At 41.5% G+C, this 21,197-nt stretch carries 24 protein-coding genes and 1 riboswitch; of the genes, 7 read left to right on the top strand and 17 right to left on the bottom strand.

Going from position 1 to position 21,197, the window contains the following annotated elements:
• Positions 1 to 92: 92 nt before the first annotated feature.
• A complete protein-coding gene (locus tag BIZ38_RS18330) occupies positions 93 to 1,322 on the bottom strand; it encodes a diguanylate cyclase domain-containing protein (protein WP_054554259.1) in 1,230 nt (409 codons plus the stop codon).
• A gap of 500 nt (positions 1,323 to 1,822) precedes the next feature.
• On the opposite strand from BIZ38_RS18330, the gene BIZ38_RS18325 reads away from it, so the two are divergent.
• The 5 genes from BIZ38_RS18325 to serA all read left to right on the top strand — a co-directional run bounded on the left by BIZ38_RS18325 (position 1,823) and on the right by serA (position 6,587).
• The gene (locus BIZ38_RS18325) at positions 1,823 to 3,340 is read left to right on the top strand and encodes a S10 family peptidase (protein WP_187490956.1); all 1,518 of its coding nucleotides are present in this window, start codon (positions 1,823 to 1,825) and stop codon (positions 3,338 to 3,340) included.
• Positions 3,341 to 3,458: 118 nt separating this feature from the next.
• Positions 3,459 to 4,025 carry a hypothetical protein gene (locus BIZ38_RS18320; protein ID WP_054554257.1) on the top strand — a complete coding sequence of 189 codons (567 nt, stop codon included), beginning with the start codon at positions 3,459 to 3,461 and terminating at the stop codon, positions 4,023 to 4,025.
• Positions 4,026 to 4,038: 13 nt separating this feature from the next.
• Positions 4,039 to 4,635: a 5-formyltetrahydrofolate cyclo-ligase gene (locus tag BIZ38_RS18315; RefSeq protein ID WP_187490955.1), complete on the top strand. Its 597-nt coding sequence runs from the start codon at positions 4,039 to 4,041 to the stop codon at positions 4,633 to 4,635.
• 54 nt (positions 4,636 to 4,689) lie between these two features.
• A complete protein-coding gene (gene rpiA / locus BIZ38_RS18310; protein WP_187490954.1) occupies positions 4,690 to 5,343 on the top strand; it encodes a ribose-5-phosphate isomerase RpiA in 654 nt (217 codons plus the stop codon).
• Positions 5,344 to 5,357: 14 nt separating this feature from the next.
• A complete protein-coding gene (gene serA / locus BIZ38_RS18305; protein ID WP_054554254.1) occupies positions 5,358 to 6,587 on the top strand; it encodes a phosphoglycerate dehydrogenase in 1,230 nt (409 codons plus the stop codon).
• 258 nt (positions 6,588 to 6,845) lie between these two features.
• Here serA and BIZ38_RS18300 read toward each other — a convergent pair whose 3' ends face one another.
• From BIZ38_RS18300 to yaaA, 5 genes are all read right to left on the bottom strand, one after another.
• Positions 6,846 to 7,322 (bottom strand): hypothetical protein, encoded by a 477-nt coding sequence (locus BIZ38_RS18300; protein WP_187490953.1) that lies wholly within the window; start codon positions 7,320 to 7,322, stop codon positions 6,846 to 6,848.
• Between the two features lie 152 nt (positions 7,323 to 7,474).
• Positions 7,475 to 7,762, bottom strand: a complete 288-nt coding sequence (locus BIZ38_RS18295) for a type II toxin-antitoxin system RelE/ParE family toxin (protein ID WP_138618089.1) — start codon at positions 7,760 to 7,762, stop codon at positions 7,475 to 7,477.
• Positions 7,749 to 8,006 carry a type II toxin-antitoxin system ParD family antitoxin gene (locus BIZ38_RS18290; protein ID WP_062566698.1) on the bottom strand — a complete coding sequence of 86 codons (258 nt, stop codon included), beginning with the start codon at positions 8,004 to 8,006 and terminating at the stop codon, positions 7,749 to 7,751. Before BIZ38_RS18290 ends, BIZ38_RS18295 begins: the two co-directional genes overlap by 14 nt.
• Before the next feature lie 166 nt (positions 8,007 to 8,172).
• Positions 8,173 to 9,108: a mechanosensitive ion channel family protein gene (locus tag BIZ38_RS18285; RefSeq protein WP_187490952.1), complete on the bottom strand. Its 936-nt coding sequence runs from the start codon at positions 9,106 to 9,108 to the stop codon at positions 8,173 to 8,175.
• Between the two features lie 117 nt (positions 9,109 to 9,225).
• The gene (yaaA, locus tag BIZ38_RS18280; protein ID WP_187490951.1) at positions 9,226 to 10,005 is read right to left on the bottom strand and encodes a peroxide stress protein YaaA; all 780 of its coding nucleotides are present in this window, start codon (positions 10,003 to 10,005) and stop codon (positions 9,226 to 9,228) included.
• 222 nt (positions 10,006 to 10,227) lie between these two features.
• Between yaaA and tal the strand changes: the two genes are divergently transcribed.
• Positions 10,228 to 11,178 (top strand): transaldolase, encoded by a 951-nt coding sequence (gene tal, locus BIZ38_RS18275; protein ID WP_054554248.1) that lies wholly within the window; start codon positions 10,228 to 10,230, stop codon positions 11,176 to 11,178.
• A gap of 186 nt (positions 11,179 to 11,364) precedes the next feature.
• The gene (locus BIZ38_RS18270) at positions 11,365 to 11,553 is read left to right on the top strand and encodes a DUF3545 family protein (RefSeq protein WP_054554247.1); all 189 of its coding nucleotides are present in this window, start codon (positions 11,365 to 11,367) and stop codon (positions 11,551 to 11,553) included.
• Here BIZ38_RS18270 and ung read toward each other — a convergent pair whose 3' ends face one another.
• The 11 genes from ung to BIZ38_RS18215 all read right to left on the bottom strand — a co-directional run bounded on the left by ung (position 11,554) and on the right by BIZ38_RS18215 (position 20,766).
• A complete protein-coding gene (ung, locus tag BIZ38_RS18265) occupies positions 11,554 to 12,246 on the bottom strand; it encodes a uracil-DNA glycosylase (protein WP_187490950.1) in 693 nt (230 codons plus the stop codon).
• Positions 12,243 to 13,100 (bottom strand): cobalamin-binding protein, encoded by an 858-nt coding sequence (locus BIZ38_RS18260; RefSeq protein WP_054554245.1) that lies wholly within the window; start codon positions 13,098 to 13,100, stop codon positions 12,243 to 12,245. The genes ung and BIZ38_RS18260 overlap by 4 nt, the downstream gene beginning before the upstream one ends.
• Position 13,101: 1 nt before the next feature.
• Positions 13,102 to 13,701, bottom strand: coding sequence for a cob(I)yrinic acid a,c-diamide adenosyltransferase (gene cobO, locus BIZ38_RS18255; protein ID WP_135923708.1), 600 nt, complete (start codon positions 13,699 to 13,701; stop codon positions 13,102 to 13,104).
• 9 nt (positions 13,702 to 13,710) lie between these two features.
• A complete protein-coding gene (locus tag BIZ38_RS18250) occupies positions 13,711 to 15,195 on the bottom strand; it encodes a cobyric acid synthase (RefSeq protein ID WP_187490961.1) in 1,485 nt (494 codons plus the stop codon).
• Complete coding sequence (gene cobU / locus BIZ38_RS18245) at positions 15,195 to 15,722, bottom strand: bifunctional adenosylcobinamide kinase/adenosylcobinamide-phosphate guanylyltransferase (RefSeq protein WP_187490949.1); 528 nt, start codon at positions 15,720 to 15,722, stop codon at positions 15,195 to 15,197. Before cobU ends, BIZ38_RS18250 begins: the two co-directional genes overlap by 1 nt.
• On the bottom strand, positions 15,719 to 16,525 hold the full coding sequence (locus BIZ38_RS18240) for an adenosylcobinamide-GDP ribazoletransferase (protein WP_187490948.1): 807 nt from the start codon (positions 16,523 to 16,525) through the stop codon (positions 15,719 to 15,721). Before BIZ38_RS18240 ends, cobU begins: the two co-directional genes overlap by 4 nt.
• Before the next feature lies 1 nt (position 16,526).
• Positions 16,527 to 17,588, bottom strand: coding sequence for a nicotinate-nucleotide--dimethylbenzimidazole phosphoribosyltransferase (cobT, locus tag BIZ38_RS18235; RefSeq protein ID WP_187490947.1), 1,062 nt, complete (start codon positions 17,586 to 17,588; stop codon positions 16,527 to 16,529).
• A gap of 3 nt (positions 17,589 to 17,591) precedes the next feature.
• Positions 17,592 to 18,581 carry a FecCD family ABC transporter permease gene (locus tag BIZ38_RS18230; RefSeq protein ID WP_152967167.1) on the bottom strand — a complete coding sequence of 330 codons (990 nt, stop codon included), beginning with the start codon at positions 18,579 to 18,581 and terminating at the stop codon, positions 17,592 to 17,594.
• The gene (locus BIZ38_RS18225) at positions 18,574 to 19,404 is read right to left on the bottom strand and encodes an ABC transporter ATP-binding protein (protein ID WP_187490946.1); all 831 of its coding nucleotides are present in this window, start codon (positions 19,402 to 19,404) and stop codon (positions 18,574 to 18,576) included. Before BIZ38_RS18225 ends, BIZ38_RS18230 begins: the two co-directional genes overlap by 8 nt.
• Positions 19,405 to 19,507: 103 nt before the next feature.
• A riboswitch (cobalamin riboswitch) is annotated at positions 19,508 to 19,575 on the bottom strand.
• A 60-nt stretch (positions 19,576 to 19,635) separates the two neighbouring features.
• Entirely contained in the window at positions 19,636 to 20,253 is a 618-nt protein-coding gene (locus BIZ38_RS18220; RefSeq protein WP_187490945.1) for a histidine phosphatase family protein, read from the bottom strand.
• An 84-nt stretch (positions 20,254 to 20,337) separates the two neighbouring features.
• Complete coding sequence (locus tag BIZ38_RS18215; protein ID WP_187490944.1) at positions 20,338 to 20,766, bottom strand: FKBP-type peptidyl-prolyl cis-trans isomerase; 429 nt, start codon at positions 20,764 to 20,766, stop codon at positions 20,338 to 20,340.
• Between the last annotated feature and the right edge of the window lie 431 nt (positions 20,767 to 21,197).

Below are 21,197 nucleotides of genomic sequence, written 5' to 3'. Positions count from 1 at the left end.
GTTAAAAACAAAACTGCGTTTTTGAACAAAAAAAATGCACCCTAATGGTGCATTTTTTTAACAATTAACCTGCGCTGGTGCAATTAACACAACTATAGTTGAACTAAGCAATTTCGCGATTGCTGCTTGGCTTGATAAAGGGCTTTATCTGCGGTGCGCATTGCAGCTGTGAGGGATACTTTATGGAATTTTGTTATACCAATACTCATCGTTAGTGAGTAAGGTTCACCATTAATTGAAAAGGCGTGCTCAGCTAACTGTTCACGAAACGTATTTAGCTTAGGCTGAGCCTTTTCGAGATCCATATTGTTTAATACTACAGCGAACTCTTCACCACCAATACGAGCAACTGTAAAATCATCAAACTTTCTTTTCAAAAATGAAGCTACTTGCTTTAATGCCTGATCACCCGCCTCGTGACCAAACTGATCATTGATATTCTTAAAAAAGTCGATATCAAGCAGGGCAAGCACGTTATCTTGCTCTACATTTTTTAATACTCTTTCAGCATATTGATAAAAATAACGTCGATTATGCAAACCAGTTAGATGATCGCGGTATGCACTTTCTTTTATATCGGCTATTAATGACAACTGCTCCATAGTTTGCATCACACGGCAATGAAACTCTTCGTTCATAAATGGCTTAGTTAAAAAGTCATTAGCTCCATATTTTATGAACCGCGCAGATAAACCATGCTTACCCGCACCTGATAGGCCAATTATTGCTAGGTCATCGCGGCCACGAAAGTTACGTACCGCTTTAACAAGCTCAAAGCCGTCCATTGTTGGCATCGCATAATCCGTTAGCAATAACTTAATTTCTGGGTCGTCTTTAAGCATTTGTAGTGCTTGCTCACCATCTTGCGCATCACTTACTTTGAAAAGCTGCTTTTCAAGCATTTGCTTCATCAAAGTACGACTTAACACCGAATCATCAGCCACTAACGCTTTACAACCATGATTTCTAAGCAATTGCGCAACAAGTTTAATCGCGTAGTGATATGAATCACGGTTGTCTTTAACTACGTAATCAACCACACCTAGTTCTAACATTTGCTGACGAATGTATTCATCAATTTTAGATGTTAGCACCACGGTAGGAATATCTTTTGAGAGGGTATATCTGGCCACTTCGCCGTTCATCGCATCAGGTAATGTTAAATCAACCAAAGCTAATGTGTAGTCATGCTTAGCGATATAGTTTACGCCCTCTTTTAAGGACCACGCAAAGTCAACAGCTACATCAAGGTAGTGAGCTGCTAAATGCCGTAACACTTGCTGTACTACTTTACTGTCTTCTACAACTAACACTCTTTGCATTGCAACTTCTCTTTCTTAAGCTCGTGTATATACCCAAACCACCTCAAGGTGCGAGTTTCAGTTGGAATTAAAAGCGATTTAAACAAGGCATTGATTGCAAGTAATAGTGGTTCTATTGTTAAAATCAATAACGCAGTATAAATCGCTTTTAAACCAACCCTTTGGGCGTTACACAGGCACTTACTCTCATCGTTGTTACTTTTTAAAAGGGACTGCCATTGTTGCAAAGTAACGCCTTGATATTAAGCACCTGTGAAACGCTGAATTCTGCATCTTGAGGTGGTTTGGGTATACCATTTATAAACTTGCTCAATATACGCCATTTTTTAATCTAGCTAAATATTTAACCAAGCTATCTTTACTAAAAAGTGCACTTTTTTGTAACTCACCCTGCATTTCTTCTTTTATTTAACAGCTAATATTGGTGACTAGTCTCATTAGTTTGTCATCGACTTGGCTTTACTTTTTAATAGCTGCAATTCGAATAATAAGGAATCAACATGAAACTTGTTAGTTTTATTGGCTTGTCAGTGACAGCATTAACACTGGCCTTCAGTACTCCAAGCTTTGCTGATAATGGACGTCGTATTGACGTTGACAGTAAAGTGGTGACAGAACACAAAGCCCGCATTAATGGTGAGCGCTTTTCATATACCGCAACCACAGGGACACAACCAGTTTGGAATGAGCAAGGCGATGCGGTTGCAACGCTACAATATACTTATTATACCCGCGACAAAGTAGACGATAGAACAAAACGCCCTTTAGTCTTTTCGTTCAATGGTGGCCCAGGTTCTGCGTCAGTATGGATGCACCTTGCCTATACTGGACCGCGTGTATTAAAAATTGATGACGAAGGCTACCCTGTTCAACCTTATGGCGTAAAAGATAATCCTTACTCAATTTTAGACGTGGCTGATATTGTTTATATCAACCCTGTTAACACCGGTTATTCACGTGTTCTTGAAAACGAAAAAGGTGAGCTACCAAGTAAATCAGATCAACAAAAAATGTTCTTTGGTGTTAACGCTGACATCAAATACTTAGCAGAGTGGCTAAATACCTTTGTTTCTCGCAACGAGCGCTGGCGCTCACCTAAATTTTTAATTGGTGAGAGCTATGGTACGACTCGTGTATCAGGCCTTGCTCACGAATTACAAAATCGCCAATGGATGTACATCAACGGTGTTATTTTAGTATCACCAACTGAGATTGGTATTAAGCGAGAAGGCCCTGTAGAAGCTGCTAACCGCCTACCTTACTTTGCTGCAACCGCTTGGTACCACAAAGCACTTAGCGCAGACTTACAAGCAAAAGACTTAGACGAGTTACTCCCTGAAGTTGAACAGTTCACCGTGAATAAGTTCTTACCTGCAATTGCTAAAGGTGGTTTCTTACCTGCTGATGAAAAGCGTGCCATTATCAAGCAAGCGGCAAAATACGCAGGTTTATCTGAAAAGTTTGTTGAGCAAAATAACCTTGATATCCCAAATAACTTCTTCTGGAAAGAGCTATTGCGCGAGCGCGGCCAAACTGTAGGCCGTTTAGATTCTCGCTATTTAGGTATCGACAAACGTGATGCAGGTGAGTCACCTGATTACTGGGCTGAGCTTACTTCATGGTTACACTCATTCACGCCAGCGATTAACTATTACCTACGTGAAGAGCTTAACTACAAAACCGATATCAAATATAACCTATTTGGTAATGTTCACCCTTGGGATCGCTCAGGCAACAACACAGGTGAAAACTTACGTTTAGCAATGGCACAAAACCCATACTTAAACGTGATGATTCAATCTGGCTACTACGACGGTGCAACAAACTACTTTGATGCTAAATACACAATGTGGCAGTTAGATCCTAGTGGCAAAATGAAAGATCGCTTAAGCTTTAAAGGCTATCGCAGTGGTCACATGATGTATTTACGTCATGCTGATTTAGAGTCATCAAATAACGACTTACGTGATTTCATCCTGAAATCACTACCAGCCGAAGGCAAAGCAGCAAAATACTAAACAGCGTATTTGCAAATCCATAATAGAAAAAGCCCGTTTTATACGGGCTTTTGTTTTTCCACTAATCTTTTTGGGTATATACTCAAGTCATTGATTTAAGGATTTGGATAATCAGCAAATGGCAGAAAAATTTCGCGTAATGTTTGCAGGGCTTGAAGCCGGTGTCGACCAAGCACAAGCAACAGAACAATTAGCTGCAAAACTAAAAACAACAACAGACAAAGTTGCAACCCTGTTTGAGCATAAGCCATTATTTGCACCAAGCGAGCAAGATAAAGCACTAAAACAAGCAAAATTACTCGCAAGTGTTGGCATTAAAGCCAAGCTCCAACCGATAAACCAAGCAGCCACCAGCAACCAATCAAGCAATACAGATGCACAGACCAAAGAGCGTGAAGAACGTATTTTTGATGCCCTCGATTACATCACCAGTAGCCTTATTCGCCTAGAAGAAAAACTTGATGACTTAGAGCAACGTTTACCTGAGCTTGAAAATAACAGCGTTGCTGATAGTGACGATAGCTGGCAAGAAGATGACTTGCTACTTGAAGACGAATTAACAGAGCCCGTTAAAAAACGCTCAAACACCCTACTCTATTCGCTTATTGCCATGGTCATTGTGCTATTGATCATTTTGGGTGTAGTGGAGCTTTTTCCTGAACTTTTCTCATTTTTAGAAAGTTAACACTAATATTGACATGAGCAACACACGAGCAGAAATCAGACAATCTATTCGAAAAAAGCGCAATTCACTGACTGTTGAACAACAAAAAAATGCAGCTATTGCGCTAAAAGTGAATTTTACTCAACACTTAAAATCACTAAAAACACCTAAAAATGCCCATATCGGCATTTATTTTAGCAATGATGGAGAATTAGACACCTCATTGTTAATTAAAGAATTATGGAAGAAAGAGCAGCATTTATATCTGCCTATAATCCACCCTTTCAATGGCACAACATTATACTTTCAGAGGTATGAAAAAAATTCACCCATGACTGCAAACCGCTATGGTATCTTGGAGCCCAAGTTAAATTGCAGTCAAATATGTCCTTTAGATAAGCTTGATATTTTACTTATGCCATTAGTGGCATTTGATGATCAAGGTAACCGTTTAGGAATGGGCGGTGGGTTTTATGACAAAACGTTGGCTCGGTATTACCAAGAAAACTGGCAAAAACCGATTTTGATAGGCCTTGCCCATCAATGTCAGCATGTTTCAGCATTGCCAATTGAATCGTGGGATGTACCGTTAAAACACATTATAACCCCAGAGAAAATCTACCAATGGTAAGCAAACTGTTTGTATACTATAGGCCCTCTCTGACAGCTAACTGAGCACATAATTATGACGCAAGATGAATTAAAAAAAGCCGCTGCCTGGGCAGCCCTAGAGTTTGTAAATGAAAATACCATTGTTGGTGTAGGTACAGGCTCTACAGTGAATCACTTTATTGATGCACTTGATACAATAAAAGACACCATTACTGGTGCGGTTTCAAGCTCTGAGGCTTCTACTGAAAAGTTAAAAGCACTGGGTATTGAAGTATTCGAACTAAACGATGTATCAAGCCTTGATGTGTATGTTGATGGCGCAGACGAAATCAACCCACACAATGAGATGATCAAAGGCGGTGGTGCAGCCCTGACACGCGAGAAAATCGTTTCAGCGGTAGCAAAACAATTTGTTTGTATTGTTGATGAATCTAAAGAAGTTACAACATTAGGCGCATTTCCACTACCGGTTGAAGTGATTCCAATGGCACGCAGCTATGTAGCGCGTGAACTAGTAAAACTAGGCGGTGACCCCGTTTACCGTGAAGGTGTTGTAACAGATAACGGTAACGTCATTTTAGACGTGCACAATTTAGATATCAGCAACGCCAAAGAATTAGAACTAACAATCAACCAGATTGTTGGTGTAGTAACAAACGGCTTATTTGCCCATCGCGGTGCAGATAAAGTCATTATCGGCACCAAAAACGGGCCGCAAATAAAGTAAATAGGAATGAGGATATGAGTAAGGTATCGTTAGCAAAAGACAAAATTAAAATTCTCTTGCTGGAAGGCGTGCACCAAAGTGCTGTAGAAACGCTTAAGCGTAATGGCTACAGTAATATTGATTACGTAAAAACATCCTTACCTGAAGACGAGCTCATTGAGCGCATTAAAGATGTGCACTTTGTAGGCCTTCGTTCTCGCACTCATATTAATGAAGCGGTATTAGAAGCAGCTGAAAAGCTAGTCGCAATCGGCTGCTTCTGTATCGGTACTAACCAAGTTGACCTGCAAGGTGCTCGTGAGCGTGGTATTGCGGTATTTAACGCACCATTCTCAAACACCCGCTCTGTTGCAGAATTAGTGCTTGGTGAAATCTTATTATTACTTCGTGGTATTCCAGAACGTAATGCCCTAGCGCACCGCGGAGGTTGGTTAAAATCAGCCAACGGCTCATTTGAAGCACGTGGTAAAACCTTAGGTATTATTGGTTACGGCCACATTGGTACACAGCTAGGTATCATGGCTGAAAATATCGGCATGAACGTTGAGTTTTACGATATCGAAGACAAGCTAACACTGGGTAATGCAACGCAAGTTCATAACCTAACTCAGTTACTACAACGTGCTGACGTTATTAGCTTACACGTACCAGAAACACCACAAACGAAGAACCTAATTGGTATGGCAGAGCTTGAAGTAATGAAGCAAGGCGCCATCTTGATCAATGCTTCTCGCGGCACTGTTGTTGATATTGACGCTCTAGCAGAATCACTTCGTGATAAAAAGCTGAGCGGCGCTGCAATCGACGTGTTCCCTGTAGAACCAAAATCAAATGATGAAGAGTTCGTATCACCGCTACGCGAGTTCGATAACGTGATTTTGACTCCGCATATTGGTGGTTCAACACAAGAAGCACAAGAAAATATCGGTATTGAAGTAGCGGGCAAACTTGCTAAGTACTCAGATAATGGTTCAACCATTACGGCGGTTAACTTCCCTGAAGTATCACTGCCTGAACTTGCAAACCGCAGCCGCTTATTACACGTACACCACAACCGCCCAGGTGTTCTAACGCAAATTAACCAAGCGTTTGCACAGCACGGCATTAATATCGCAGCCCAGTACTTACAAACTGATGAATCAATTGGTTACGTAGTAATTGATGTAGATACAGACCAATCTGAAGTCGCTCTTAAAGAGCTAAGTGCAGTTGAAGGGACTATCAGAGCACGTATTCTTCACTAATCGTTGGTATACCGAATAAATAAAAAAGCGCAACCAGTTAAACTGCTTGCGCTTTTTTTGTAGTACAAAACTTTAAGGTAGGTTGGTTTGAGCGCAGCGAAACCCAACACTATAGAGAGCTATCAGCCGATTGCGCTCATCTGTTGTTAGGGTGCAATACTTTAATGTAGGCGTAAAATTTATTTCGCGCGAAAAGTTATGTCTAAGAAAGGCCACTACACTTTAACTATATTAAACATGTAACTATTAGTATTTAACTTAGTTTTTACTACTTAGATGCGCAAGAAATTCTTTTAACTTTACAAAACTACCAAGCCCTCGCTCACCGATTTGAACTTCAGGCTCCCAAAAAGCTACAGCGGTATATTGATACAATGAACTTTCCAGCATCCAAGTGTCTCCATCCACACCTCGCGTTTTATCTTTTGGAAACTCCAATGCTTTTTCAAGCATTAATAATAAGCTTGAATACTCACTTTCAGTTAACTCAACACACTTCTCTGACTTAATCCCTTTCCAATTATAGCCACCAGACCCTTCATAAACTTTAGTTAATAGCTGATAAGGTCTTACACTTGTAACCTCATATATTACAGGGTTTGAGAAAGTTGGAACAACTTTCAGTTTTAAAACGGGTTCAAGATAAAACCCAGGGTCAGTATATTCGACAGTGCTTTGTGTAGACTTACAGCCGACAAGCGAAATTAAAATCAAAAAAATTGAAAAATACTTCATATCTCAAAACTACCCCTTCGATCTGGATAGATTTGATAAAGCTATAACAAATAAATTAGCAGTCATAGAAAATCTACACGAGTTACTCAATTAAACAAAAGCCTGTCGATATTTTGTTATGTCTGAAGTTAAAATGATTATACATTGCCAATTCAAAGATTAGCTTGAATGTCTTGCCTACCTAATACTCTCATAATTTCTATATTGCCACCTTGAATGCGATAATAAATGCTATCAACACCACAAACAGCTCGCCGATAACCCTGCCTAATTTCATCGACTGCAGGTGCTAAATAAGGTTGCTTTGCCAATTGCTCAAAACGATCAAAAAACTTATAAAAATAAGCATCAGCCTGATTTTCACCATATTGCTCTAAACCACGAAACCAAATTCGCTTCAAATCAGCTTCGGCTTGAATATTAAGTTTATAACTTCCCATCCTTACTCGCTTCTTCCTTGAAACTAGCTAACATTTGATTTGGTGATTTATCTGAAAGTCCACTTTTCTCTGCTTCAATCAATTTCATACGAATAGCTTCAATTTCAGAAGCTCGCATTTGCTCTTTTCTAATCAAATCTCGAAGTAACTCACTGTCACTCGCATAATTTCCTGAAGCGAGCTGTGCTTGCATCCATTTTTCTTGTTGGGCAGTCACAGTGATACTTTTCTTTACCATCGCCATAATTTACTCATCTTAAACAGATCAAATCCAGATATAATCCTACTTTGTACTACTACAATCAAGCTTAGCTTATTGATGCTAGTAATCAACTATACCTTTTACTTAACCTCTTTCCTTCTAACAAACACACTTCCCTGTGTAAATCACGCCGATGAGTCAGTAAATTTTACTTATCGGTTTGCGGTGCCTCAGCGTCTTTACTCTGTTGCTTTTCGCTTATCATGGCATTTAATTTCTCGCCGCCTTTGATACCAAAATCTAACGTGCGGATTGGGAATGGGATGGTCATATCAGCTTCGCTTAGGGCGTTTCTAACTGCCACAACAGCCTTGTGGCGAACGGTCATAAAATCCGCTTCGCCGGGGTATTTAATCCAAAACCAAACTAGCAAGTTAACGCTGCTATCACCAAAGCTTTCGGCGTAAACTGCAGTTTCTTCTTGTTTGATCACAAAATCAAACTCATTGATTTTTTTAACAATCACCTCAGCAGCTTGCTCGGGGTCATCAGCATACGAAATTCCCACTGGCACTTCGATACGACGCACACCTAAGGTACTGTAGTTACTGAGTATATTTCTAAATAGAATCTTGTTAGGCACTAAGATAAGTTGCCCATAAAAGTTCTCAATGAGGGTGTTTCTAAGGTTAATCGCCCGTACAGTACCAAACACGCTTTCAGTGCGAATTACATCCCCTGTTTTAAATGGTTTGCGAATACCCATGGCAATACCCGCTATAAGGTTCTCTGTCATGTCCTGAAAGGCAAAACCAATTGCAAGGCCTACGATACCCGCACCAGCTAGTAATGAGGTGACCGTGCCTCTGAGGCCCAAGAAATCAAGGGCTACAAATAAGCCTACACATAATACGATGACTTTTACTATCGATGACATTAAGTCTGCTATTTGTGAAGACTCTAACGAACGGCGTAATAGCTTTCTAAGCATTGAACCAACGATACGTGCCAGCAGTGAAAACACGATAGTAATGATTACTGCAACAATAAAGTTAGGGATATGGCTTATGATGATATCAACCCAGCCACCGAGCTTTTCTTCTATAAGTTTTTCGGCTTCACCGACGGTTGGTATTTTTAACATGCGACTACCTGATACATTAAGAAACATAACTGCTGTTTTGCAAAATAAGCGCCAGTTTCATACAAGCACAAAAAAGCCGTGCTTAGCACGGCTGTTTTAATTCATTTTACTAAAAGTTTAGTTCTGCTCTTCCCGTAAGAAAACAGGCTCTAATTCTTTTGCTGTAGCATCGCTGCTAAAGTAATAACCTGCAACGGTGAAATCTTTTAAATCACTTAATTGGGTGATTTTATTTTCAATGATGTAACGTGCCATCATGCCGCGGGCTTTTTTCGCATAAAAGCTGATCACTTTATATTGGCCGCTTTTACAGTCTTTAAAATGTGGAGTGATGATTTGTGCATTTAATGCTTTTTTATCAACCGCTTTAAAATACTCATTCGAAGCAAGGTTTACCAAGTATTTGCTATCTTGCTCAGCAAGCACTGTATTTAGCTTTTCGGCGATAACACTGCCCCAAAACTCATATAAGTTTTTACCGCGTGGGTTTTCTAACTTAGTACCCATTTCAAGGCGGTAAGCTTGCATTAAATCTAATGGTTTAAGCACACCATAAAGACCAGACAAAATACGTAAGTGCGACTGTGCGTAATCAAGATCAGCATCGCTTAGAGTTTGCGCATCTAAGCCACCGTATACATCACCATTAAAGGCTAGCACGGCTTGTTTTGCGTTATCTTGAGTAAATGGCTGTGACCACTCGGCGAAGCGTGCCGCATTCAAACCAGCTAGTTTATCGCTGATTTTCATTAGGCTACCAATTTGCGCTGGTGTTAAATCACGGCAAACTGACATTAACTCTTCGCTGTGCTCGAGTAATTCAGGTTGAGTGAATTTATCGGTCGTGGCTGGTGTTTCGTAATCTAAATTTTTTGCAGGTGAAATAACAGTGATCATACTTAGCTATTGACTTGTAATTTGTTTGATGTCAATTTCAACATTAATTGAATCAAAATGCACGTTTTGTTTCGTCCTGCCTTTATCCGCTGTTCTTTTCATACATAATGTTCTAGTTTTCTGTATTAAGGACATTTGACCTATTAAACACTGTCATAGTGTTGCAGCATAAAGGCCGCTATAATGGATTTTCTTTTAACTTGCTTGGAATGAGGAAAGCAAATGACTTCAGCACTACAAAGGCTTAAACAGCATTCATCTATTGTTGCAGATACAGGTGATATTGAAGCTATCAAAAAGCACCAACCAGAAGATGCAACAACAAACCCATCTCTACTTTTAAAAGCCAGTGAAATTGAAGCGTATAAGCCTTATTTAGATAAAGCGTGGCAATATGCCAAAGAAACCGAGCAAGATGCAGCTAAACAACTTGAGTTAGCATGTGATTACTTTGCTGTATTAATTGGTAAAGAAATTAGCGAAATCGTACCGGGCTATATCTCTACAGAAGTAGACGCACGTTTATCATTTGATACCCAAGCGACTATCGACAAAGCACATACGTTACTGAGCCTTTACGAAAAAGAAGGCGTTAGCAAAGATAAAATCCTAATCAAAGTTGCATCAACTTGGGAAGGCATCAAAGCTGCAGAACAGCTTGAAAAAGAAGGCACTAAGTGTAACTTAACGCTGTTATTCTCTGAAGCACAAGCTCGCGCATGTGCCGATGCGAACGTATTTTTAATTTCACCATTCGTTGGCCGTATCTTAGACTGGCACGTTGCTAACGGCATGGAAAAACCAACAGATCCGCTAAACGATCCAGGTGTGCAATCTGTACGTAGCATTTACGAATTTTACAAACGCCACGATTACAAAACGGTTGTTATGGGCGCAAGCTTCCGTAACACAGGCGAGATCATCGCACTTACTGGCTGTGATAAGTTAACGATTAGCCCTGCTCTTTTAGAAGAGTTAGGCCAATTAACGGATGCACAAGAGTACCTACTAGAGAGCGACTTTACTGTTGAAGAAAAACCAGCACCACTAACTGAAGGCCAGTTCCGCTGGTTACATAACCAAGATGCTATGGCAACAGAAAAACTTGCTGAGGGTATTCGTTCTTTTGCTCAAGCACAGCTTGAATTAGAAGCACGCTTTAAAGCAATGTAATTTAAATTACAGTATTTTTTAAAACGCCACCGCTAGGTGGCGTTTTTGTTTCTAAAAAACCACCTTCTTTGATCTATTCATCTATCAATCACAGTTCTGTAACAGTATTGTCACTTTTTTATTCTATTTTTGAGCAGCCTGTGGTATAGGTATTTCCGAGGTTCAAAAAATCAATAGGAGAAGTTCATGGATAGCCTAGACGATATTTTAGAAATATTAGAAGGTCCTAGTACAACAAAAAAGACCTCTACAAAAAATAAAAAGAGAAAATGGCGCGAAATCGAAGCGTTGAAAGACAAGCATAGACTTCGCAAAGAACTACAGGAGTTAGACTATTTCACAGACAGCGTTGAGCTTGATGAATTAGACTTTTAATTAAAGGCCCGTAAGGGCCTTTTGCATTTGCGGCAACGACCAATTTACTGGTGCTTTATTTTGATCAGTAAGCAGCTGGTTTGTCTTTGAAAAATGCTGACAACCAAAAAAGCCACGATGTGCAGAAAGCGGTGATGGATGCGGGCCTTGGATCACATGATGACGCGAGGTATCAATGTGTTTACCTTTTTTCTGAGCATGTGCGCCCCATAACACAAACACCACACCGTCACAGTGCTGATTGATAAGCGCAATTACTGCATCAGTAAACTTTTCCCAGCCAAGATGCTTATGAGAATGAGCTTGCCCTTGCTCAACCGTTAATACTGTGTTGAGTAAGAACACGCCTTGTTCGGCCCAGCTTTGCAAATAGCCATGATGAGGTATCTCAAAACCTTCTATATCAGTAGCCAACTCTTTGTACATATTTTTCAAAGACGGGGGCAGCTTTTTAACTTCTGGTAATAGCGAAAAGCACAAACCATGGGCTTGCCCTTCTCCGTGGTAAGGATCTTGCCCTAAAATAACCACCTTAACTTCATTCAAAGGGGTAGCATCAAAAGCTGAGAATACCTGTTCGTCTTTGGGATAAACGGTAACGCCTGCTGCGCGTCTATCGGCCACATATTGTAAGGTTTCTTGCATGTAGGGCTTAGCAAGCTCAGTATCTAGAAATGTTTGCCAATCGTTCATTTTGAAGCCTGTATTTGCTGACGAGAAACGTCTATTTTACCACACATGTCGGTCAAACCATCAAGCATACGGATTGTAAAACGGTGCAATAAGTCTGCGTTTACACTAATAAACTGGTTATGCTGCACCGCTGGTAATTCAGGCCATTGTCGCCAATCAATTTTAGGCTGAGGCTTTTTCGATTTTTCATCTGGAATAATCACGACCTCTGGATTGGCAACCAATACATTTTCAATACTAATGCGCGGGTAGTCTGTATCACTATTAGCAAACACATTATCCGCATGACAAATAGTTAATAGCTGATTGATCCAAGTATTTCCGCCAACTGTCATCATTGGCTCAGGCCATAATTGATAAAACACCGACACTTTCGGTTTGCCTTCTTGCGCTCTGCGAATAGCGTTGAGTTTAGTTTCAAACTGTTTGGCTACTTTATTTGCCTTGGTTTGCAAATGCGTAAGCGTGCCTAGTTTACGTAGTTCATCTGCCACATTATCAACCTGATTTGGATTGCTGTACGCTACCGGAATACCTAACTTTTCAATGTAAGCGAGATCTTCAGCTTTGTTACCCGTTTTCCAAGCCAGAACTAGGTCTGGTTTTAACGACAACAGCTTTTCCATGTTAATTCCGTAATAGCCACCTACCCGTTCGATATCATTCGCTTGCTGAGGAAAGTCTGCATAGTCAACAGTACCCACAATGCGCTCTCCAGCACCAATCGCAAACAGGTTTTCAACGATATGTGGGGCTAAGGCAACAATACGTTGAGGCTCTTTTATTTCATTAGCCTGAGCCAATGTTGGTAAATAAAATAAAACACTTACGAGTGCAAACTTAATGGTTCTCATGTTAATAATCGAACCCTTTTTGTGCTTTTATTCCTGCATCAAAAGCGTGTTTTACGTTTCTGACTTCACTGACTGTATCAGCTAAGTCGGTTAGTTTACGGTGCGCACCACGACCTGTAATAATCACTGATTGCATAGCAGGGCGAGAGCTAACGGCTTCTAGCACTTCGTCTAAATCAATATAGCCGTAGGTGATCATATAGGTTATTTCGTCTAGCATAACGAGGTTAATCGACTCATCTTTCAGCATTCTTTTTGCTTCTTGCCATGTCACTTGCGCAGCAGCAGTATCTGACTCTTTGTTTTGTGTTTCCCAAGTAAAACCGGTGTTCATAATAACAAATTCAACCCCTGCTTTTTCGAGTAGATTACGTTCACCGCACTCCCAAGTGCCTTTAATAAACTGACACACAGCGGCTTTCATTCCGTGACCTACCGCACGTGCAACAGTACCAAACCCAGAAGTCGATTTCCCCTTACCGTTGCCAGTTATAACCTGAAAAATACCTTGCTCTTTTTGTGCAGCAGCAATCCGTTCGTCGACTTTTTCTTTTACTTTTTGCTGGCGTTGTTGGTGCTTATCTTGATTCTGTTCGCTCATTGTTGTTCCTTATATCTCTAAATTGAAGTTCTCATAAATATTGATGATTTGTTCAATATCGAGATTCTCTGCTACTACACTAGCTAAACGGCTTAACTGCTGTTCACGGTTTAAGTTAATATCAATTGGCTTAATTTGGCTATATGGTGCAAGCCAAGTTATTAGCTCAGATACGCCCTCAGGGGTATCGAACAGGCCATGTAAGTAAGTACCTGCGACTTGGTTATCATCACTAATAAAACCATCTACTTTGAATCCACTTGGGTGATCATTAAAGCTCAAAAATGGCTTTTCAAGTGCCGGCCCTTGGCTGATTCCGGCGTGAATTTCATAACCAGATATTGCTTTATCGCTATTGTTTAAATGAAGAGTACCAGAGACTTGGCTTAGTACTTTTTGTTGCCCTAATTGCGTTTCAAAGTCAGCAAGCCCAAGCCCTTTTGAACTGCCTAAATTAGATTCCACAGCATGTGGATCAGCAAGGTAGTTGCCTAGCATCTGCAGCCCACCACATACTCCCAGCACTTTACCGCCATAACGCAGGTGACGTGTTATTTGTTTATGCCAACCTTCATTTTTTAAAAACGCTAAATCGCTCAGTACATTTTTACTGCCCGGAATAATAATCAGATCAACACTTGGAATAGCCTGGGTATGACGTACATACTGTAAATCAATTTCTGGTTGTAATCGCAGTGCATCGAAGTCTGTGTGATTACTGATATGAGGAAGTAGCAGCACAGCTATGCGTAATTGCGGTTTATCTACCTGATTAGTTATAGCAACGGCATCTTCTGCATCGAGTGCTAAGTCATGTAAATAAGGTAACACCCCAAGCACTGGCTTATTGGTGTATTGCTCTAACCAATCAAGGCCTCCTTGCAATAACGCAATATCACCACGAAAACGGTTAATCACAAAGCCTTTAACGCGCGCTTGCTCCGACTCAGACAACAAGGCTAACGTTCCGACTAAATGAGCAAACACGCCGCCTTTATCGATATCGGCAATGATGATCACCGGGCAATCAACCGCCTCAGCGTAACCCATATTAGCAATGTCGTTTTCGCGCAGGTTAATTTCTGCTGGGCTCCCTGCACCTTCAACAACCAGTAATTCAAAACGTTCACTTAAACGCTGCTGCGAAGTAAGAACTGCATCCATCGCCACTTTTTTGTAGTCGTGATAACTGCCCGCTTCCATATTCGACAGCGCTTTACCATGGACGATTACCTGCGCCCCGGTATCGCTGTTAGGTTTTAATAAGATAGGGTTAAAATCGACTTCTGCGGGGACTTTTGCCGCTACAGCTTGCAAAGCTTGTGCGCGACCTATTTCGCCACCATCTTCGGTTACGGCGCTATTTAACGCCATATTTTGTGGCTTAAAAGGCGCAACCTTAATGCCTCGATTAGCAAAGATCCGGCAAAGTGCTGCTACAAGAGTACTTTTACCTGCATCTGAGGTCGTGCCTTGCACCATTAATGTTTTCATCATTGTTCTCTTTTTAAGGTTTGTGCAAGACCTGCAATCACAAACTCAACACGTGCAACTTGCTGTGCTAAGGCTTGATGCAACCAACCTGAATGATCAACAAACTGACGGCTTAATTCACCGAGCGGCACAATACCATGACCCACTTCATTACTGACAAAAATCACCTCACCCGGCAATTGCGATAGCACATCGAGTAAGGCCGCTTTTTGCTCAAGCCAAAATGCTTCACCCTGCAGGCATAGGCAATTACTCAACCACAGCGTTAAACAGTCCACTAAAATACAGTTTGCAGCATGGCTATATTGTTGTAGTGCTTTAGCCAAATACAAAGGCTCTTCAACAAGCTGCCAATGCTTAGCGCGCTCTGCTTGATGCCTATTAATTCGGGCTGTCATTTCTTCATCACCCGCATTGGCTGTGGCAATGTAGATAAGCGGCTTGTTTGAACTTATTGCCTGCTGCTCTGCAAAACGGCTTTTACCGCTGCGAGCACCGCCTAAAATTAAAGTATGTTGCTGGCTCATAATAAGCTCAACAAGCAAAGGTAGGTAACAAGCTCTGTCACTTGCTGGGCTGCCCCTAAGCAATCGCCGGTGTAGCCAGATAACTGTTTTTCAAACCAGCGCTTTAATAGTAAGCGAGTAACACAAAGCACACTGATGAGTATTAATAATTGCCCTAGAGTGAAGCCAAAAAACAACCATGCAATTGCTAACACCGCACCGCCAGTTGCTAGCAGTATTTGATAACTCTGCGTGCTTAAATGCATCGCAATGGGTTTTACTTTAGATGTGGCGTCCTGACTTACATAGTCCATGTCTGCAATTAAACTTGTTGCGACAACCCGACTTAAGCTTTGCCCTAAAACAAGTGCAATAATCACAGTACTGGTTACTTCACTAAGTGCGACGAGTGTTTGGTACTTAATTAATAAGGCCATCACAAGCGCCGCAGCACCATAGGTACCTAAGCGACTATCTTTCATAATGCTCAGCTTATCTGCTACTTGCCAACCACCACCAAAGCCATCCCAGACATCTGCAAGGCCATCTTCATGGAATGCCCCTGTGATTATCAAGCTAAACGCCATAACTAACGCGACTGCAATGGCTGCAGGGAATAACCAACTTAGCAGTAAAAAGCTCAGCGCTAAAAGTACACCTAATATTACACCGACCAATGCAAAATAGCGGCTGGCCTGATTGAGTGCCTGACTCGATACTGCAAAGTTTAATTTAACGGGTATCCGCGTTAAAAAACTAAGCGCCAGTAAAAATAGTTGAAGCTGACTTGGGGTAGAGTCAGAAGTGTGTTGTTCAGCGCTCATATCAGACAACTTGCTCAACATTGGCATCGGCAAAACTTGCCATGTCATTGTAAAATGCCAAAGATGCTTGCAGTAAAGGTAAGGCAAGCGCAGCCCCGGTGCCCTCTCCTAATCTTAAATCAAGCTGCAATAAAGGCGATGCGTGCAAGGCATTGAGCATTGCTTTATGCCCTTGCTCATCTGAGGCATGAGCAAATAACATGTAATCGCGAGCGTTTGCATTAATGCGAGTTGCAACAAGCGCCGCTGCGGTACAAATAAAGCCATCCACGATCACCGCTATACCAAGCTCGGCAGCAGCTAAAATGGCACCGGTGATCTGTACAATTTCAAAACCGCCTAATGCAGCGAGCGTCATTAGTGGCTCATCAAAGTGAGCTTTATGTAATTGAAGGGCTTGCTCGACAACCTTGATTTTTTTAGCAACAACCTCGTCACTCACACCTGTGCCTTTACCAACACATTGGCTGGCAGGTAACGACAACAAGGCAGCCATTAATGCCGCAGCACTTGTGGTATTGCCAATACCCATCTCACCAAAGGCGATGGTATTACAACCTTGCTCATAGAGTGAATGAACTCGCTGTTTGGCTAATTCAAACCCTTTTTCAACCTGGCTAAGTGACATGGCCATTTCAGTATTCAGTGGTGCAGTGATGTCACCTAAACGCTGGTTATGCACACTTTTATCGTGTGAAGTATTGAGAGTTCCTGCATCCACAACTTCCAGCTGCCAGCCCAACTGACGACAAAACACGTTAATCGCTGCGCCTCCTGCTGCAAAGTTTGCCACCATTTGTGATGTAACGCTGCTAGGAGCAATTGACACGCCTTGGCTTGCCACACCATGATCGCCTGCAAATACAACTAGAGAAGGGTTTGAAATAACCGGTTTAAAGGCAACTAGCGCCTGCTCACTATCAAGCTGCTTTGAAAAAATAAGCGTTAATTGTTTGGCACAACTTTCAAGCTGACCTAAAGCGCCTAGCGGCTTTGTTTTAAGGTCTATTTTTTGTTGAATTACAGCTGAAAATTGCTGATCAATAGGCATGATATTAAACATTAGCTACCTGCTCTGTTTACGAAAATAAAGTAAGAATAAAAAGAACACACTACCGATAGCGGCTGTGATCACACCAACAGGTAGTTCTTGGTTATTCAATAGGGTTCGGCATAACACATCGACCCACACCATAAAAATGCCACCTACCAAGGATGTCATAACTAAGTTATGGCTGCTGCCTTGCGGCGAAAAGTAGCGCACAATATGTGGGATCATCAGGCCGACAAAACCAACGCCACCACACATAGCAACAAGCACCGCTGTTATTAATGAACTTAGCAGTAGCATCATGATCCGAAAGCGTTGTACATGAATCCCCAAGGTTGCAGCACTTTCATCACCAAGCAGCATTGCATTAAGCTGACGACGAAATGCAATCATCAGCGTCATACAGGCAATAATAACGGCAAATGGCAGCCAAAGAGTGTCCCACTGGGCACGAGAAAAACTGCCCATCGTCCAAAACAAAATGGCGGTGATGGCTTGCGGATCGCTAAAATAAAGCAGCAGACTAGTCAGAGCACTAAATAAAAAAGATAAAGCAACACCAGCGAGTAACATGGCTTCAACTTGGCCAACATGGCGACGCCCTGCAATAGCAATAAGCAACAGCATAGAAAGTAAGCTTCCGGCAAATGCAGCAACTGACATACTAAAGCCAAAACTCACACCTGTTAGGGCTATAAAACACACCACACCAAATGAAGCCCCAGAAGAAATACCAAACAAATAAGGGTCAGCAAGTGGGTTTCGGGTTACGGTCTGCAAAATTAATCCTGCAAGAGCCAGCCCAGAACCTGCTAAAAATGCCAGCATTGTTCTGGGCATACGTAACTGCCAAATAATACGCTGCACAAATTCATCGCTACCTTGGCTAAACAAACCATTAAAAACATCACTCAGTGGCGTATTTGCAGCACCAAAGCTCAATGCTAAAAAACAACTAATAAGCCCTACGACAACACAGATACTTAAACGCATTGCATCAGTCATTTTGATGCTCCTGTGTCTGATAGCCATAAAAATAAGTGATGTGCGGAATAAACTTATCAGTACTTGATTGCGGGTGAGCAGATACCGCTGCGCAGACACCAAATACATCACTCAACAGCTGCTCAGTAAGTACCGCTTTTGGTTGCCCCTGACAAACCAAACGCCCTTCATCAATCACCAATAATTCATCACATAAACTCGCTGCGAGATTTAAATCATGGAAAGAAGCAAGAACAGTCACATCAAGGGACTTTGCTAACTCCATTATTTGAATTTGGTATTTAACATCAAGGTGACTGGTAGGCTCATCCATGATGAGCAACTTAGGTTGCTGTACGATAGAGCGTGCAATGAGCGCTCTTTGCTTCTCGCCACCTGAGAGCGAATCAAATCCTTGTCCACTATGATGAGATAAACCAACCTGCTCAATCGCTTGAAATATTAGCTGCTTATCCTTGGCAGACGTGGTGCTGAAAAGTCGCTTGTGAGGTGTTAAGCCTAAACTCACTACATCGAACAAAGACAAATTAAACTGCGATGGAGACTCTTGTAAAACCACAGCAACCTGCTTTGCAAATTCATCAGCACTGATTTGCCAGATATCTTGACCGCTTAGCAGCACAGCCCCTTGCTGAGGTTTCAAGTAACGATAAAGACAACGTAGCAGACTTGATTTACCAGCCCCATTAGGGCCAAGTAGACCGATAAACTGCCCAGCTTTTAACTCAAGGTTAATTGATTCAAGTATGGTTTTATTCGCAGTACCCCAACTTAAATCAGACACTGATATTAATGGTGCAGCGCTATGGCTATTTTGTTGCAAGCTTATTCTCTCTTGACGAGCAATCGCAACGCACAAGAAAGCACTGGTAAGTACCAGAAAATGATGTGAGTTGACCCGCTCGATGATTAGTTGTTAGTGCTAAGTATCTGGCTGACCATTATTTAGATGGATTACAGTTGCGGGAACAGCTGGAGAATTTCACTCCATTCCATAGCATATGAGTATTATGGCGGGCTAAGTAAATAATTCAATGAATATCGCTCTAGATGGCTAAAAAACAATTTTAGGCCAAGCTTGTCCTTGTTCATCTATATATACATCGAGTGTAATAAGCCCTGCATAAGGAAGATGAAAAACATTTAAATGAGTGGCTGATTGTTTTGGCATCTGACAAACAATAGCGAGAATTTGTTTAATCACCCCAGCATGGCTAATTACCAATGACTGTTCATGCTTAGATTCACATAGTGATTGTAAAAATGTTTGCCACCATGCCTCTACCCGAGCGTAAAAGTCTGCCATAGATTCACCATTAGGTACATTTACTTGCCAAGGGTGCTGCCAAAAGTCACCAATATGAGGCTTACTCGTTTGCTGCCAAAGCTGTTGATAATCTTGGCCATCCCAATCACCAAAATTAAACTCTTTCAGAGCGTTATAATACTGTACATGCAGCGAGTGTTGATTTGCTAAATAATCAGCGTGGACTGAGCAACGCTTTAATGGAGAGCTATATATGGCATTTAAATTTATGAGCTCAGCAGAAGCTTGGCGCATTTGTTTAAGACCAAGCTCTGATAAATCGACATCGATTTGCCCAGAAAGAATTCCAGGCGTAGCGATTTCGCCATGGCGAAGAAAGTAAACTCGTGAAGTAAATGCGTCCATAATGTTCCTCAGTATACCAATAGTGAACGTTAACGCGTTTTAAATACTCTGTCGACTTATGCTAAGGCTGTTATACTCAGAGAGTTAAGCTAAACGCATTAAACGAACATCAAAATGCAGCACTGCATTTGCGCCAATTTTGCCACCGTTACCTTTTTTACCCCAAGCAAGCTCTGGAGGGATCACAAATTCATAACGAGAGCCAATATTCATTAATAGCAAACCTTCTCTTAACCCTTCTATAGCTTCAGATAAAGCGAACACCTCAGGCATACCCGCTTTATAACTGTCGGCAATCACATTGCCATCAGCAAGCATAATACGTTGATTAATAACCACTGTATCAAACTCTGATATGCATTCTCCTGCAACATCATCAATCACTTTATACATTAACCCCGACGGACATAGATGTGTATCTGGATGCGATGAGAACTTAGCAATAAATGCTTCACTATTTTTACGATTTAAACCTGAAGAACCTTTTGACTTGGTCGTTTTCTTACGAGACACAGTAAACCTTAATTGTATTACAAATATAAAACGCTTTATCGCATAACAACGTAGGGGAAGCAAGTTTGCGATAGTAAAGTTGCAAGTTAGAAAGGGGAAAGTTTGAGGGTCTGGCGTAGGTTGGGTAGAGCACAGCGAAACCCAACACAGAGCTATCAGCTTTCAGCCGTCAGCGATCAGCCGCGCGGTGGAAAGTATTTGGTGCTGCGTCTCCCTCTGCCGGAGGCTCTAGGCTCTAGGCTCTAGGCTCTAGGCTCTAGGCTCTAGGCTCTAGGCTCTAGGCAAAGTGTACTTGTAGGAATGGCTTTAGCCATGAATGTTTTGCTTTATTAATTCGGCACTGAAGTGCCTTATATGGACTCCTCCTATTGCACAATACCCTTCGTTAATTTTGTCAGACTGCGTGCTTATATGCGGGCTCATAATGAGGA

Source organism: Pseudoalteromonas sp. BZK2 (genome assembly GCF_014349195.1).
GTDB lineage: Bacteria > Pseudomonadota > Gammaproteobacteria > Enterobacterales > Alteromonadaceae > Pseudoalteromonas > Pseudoalteromonas simplex.
The sequence above is the reverse complement of the archived record's forward strand: the minus strand, read 5'-3'. Positions and strand labels throughout refer to the sequence as shown.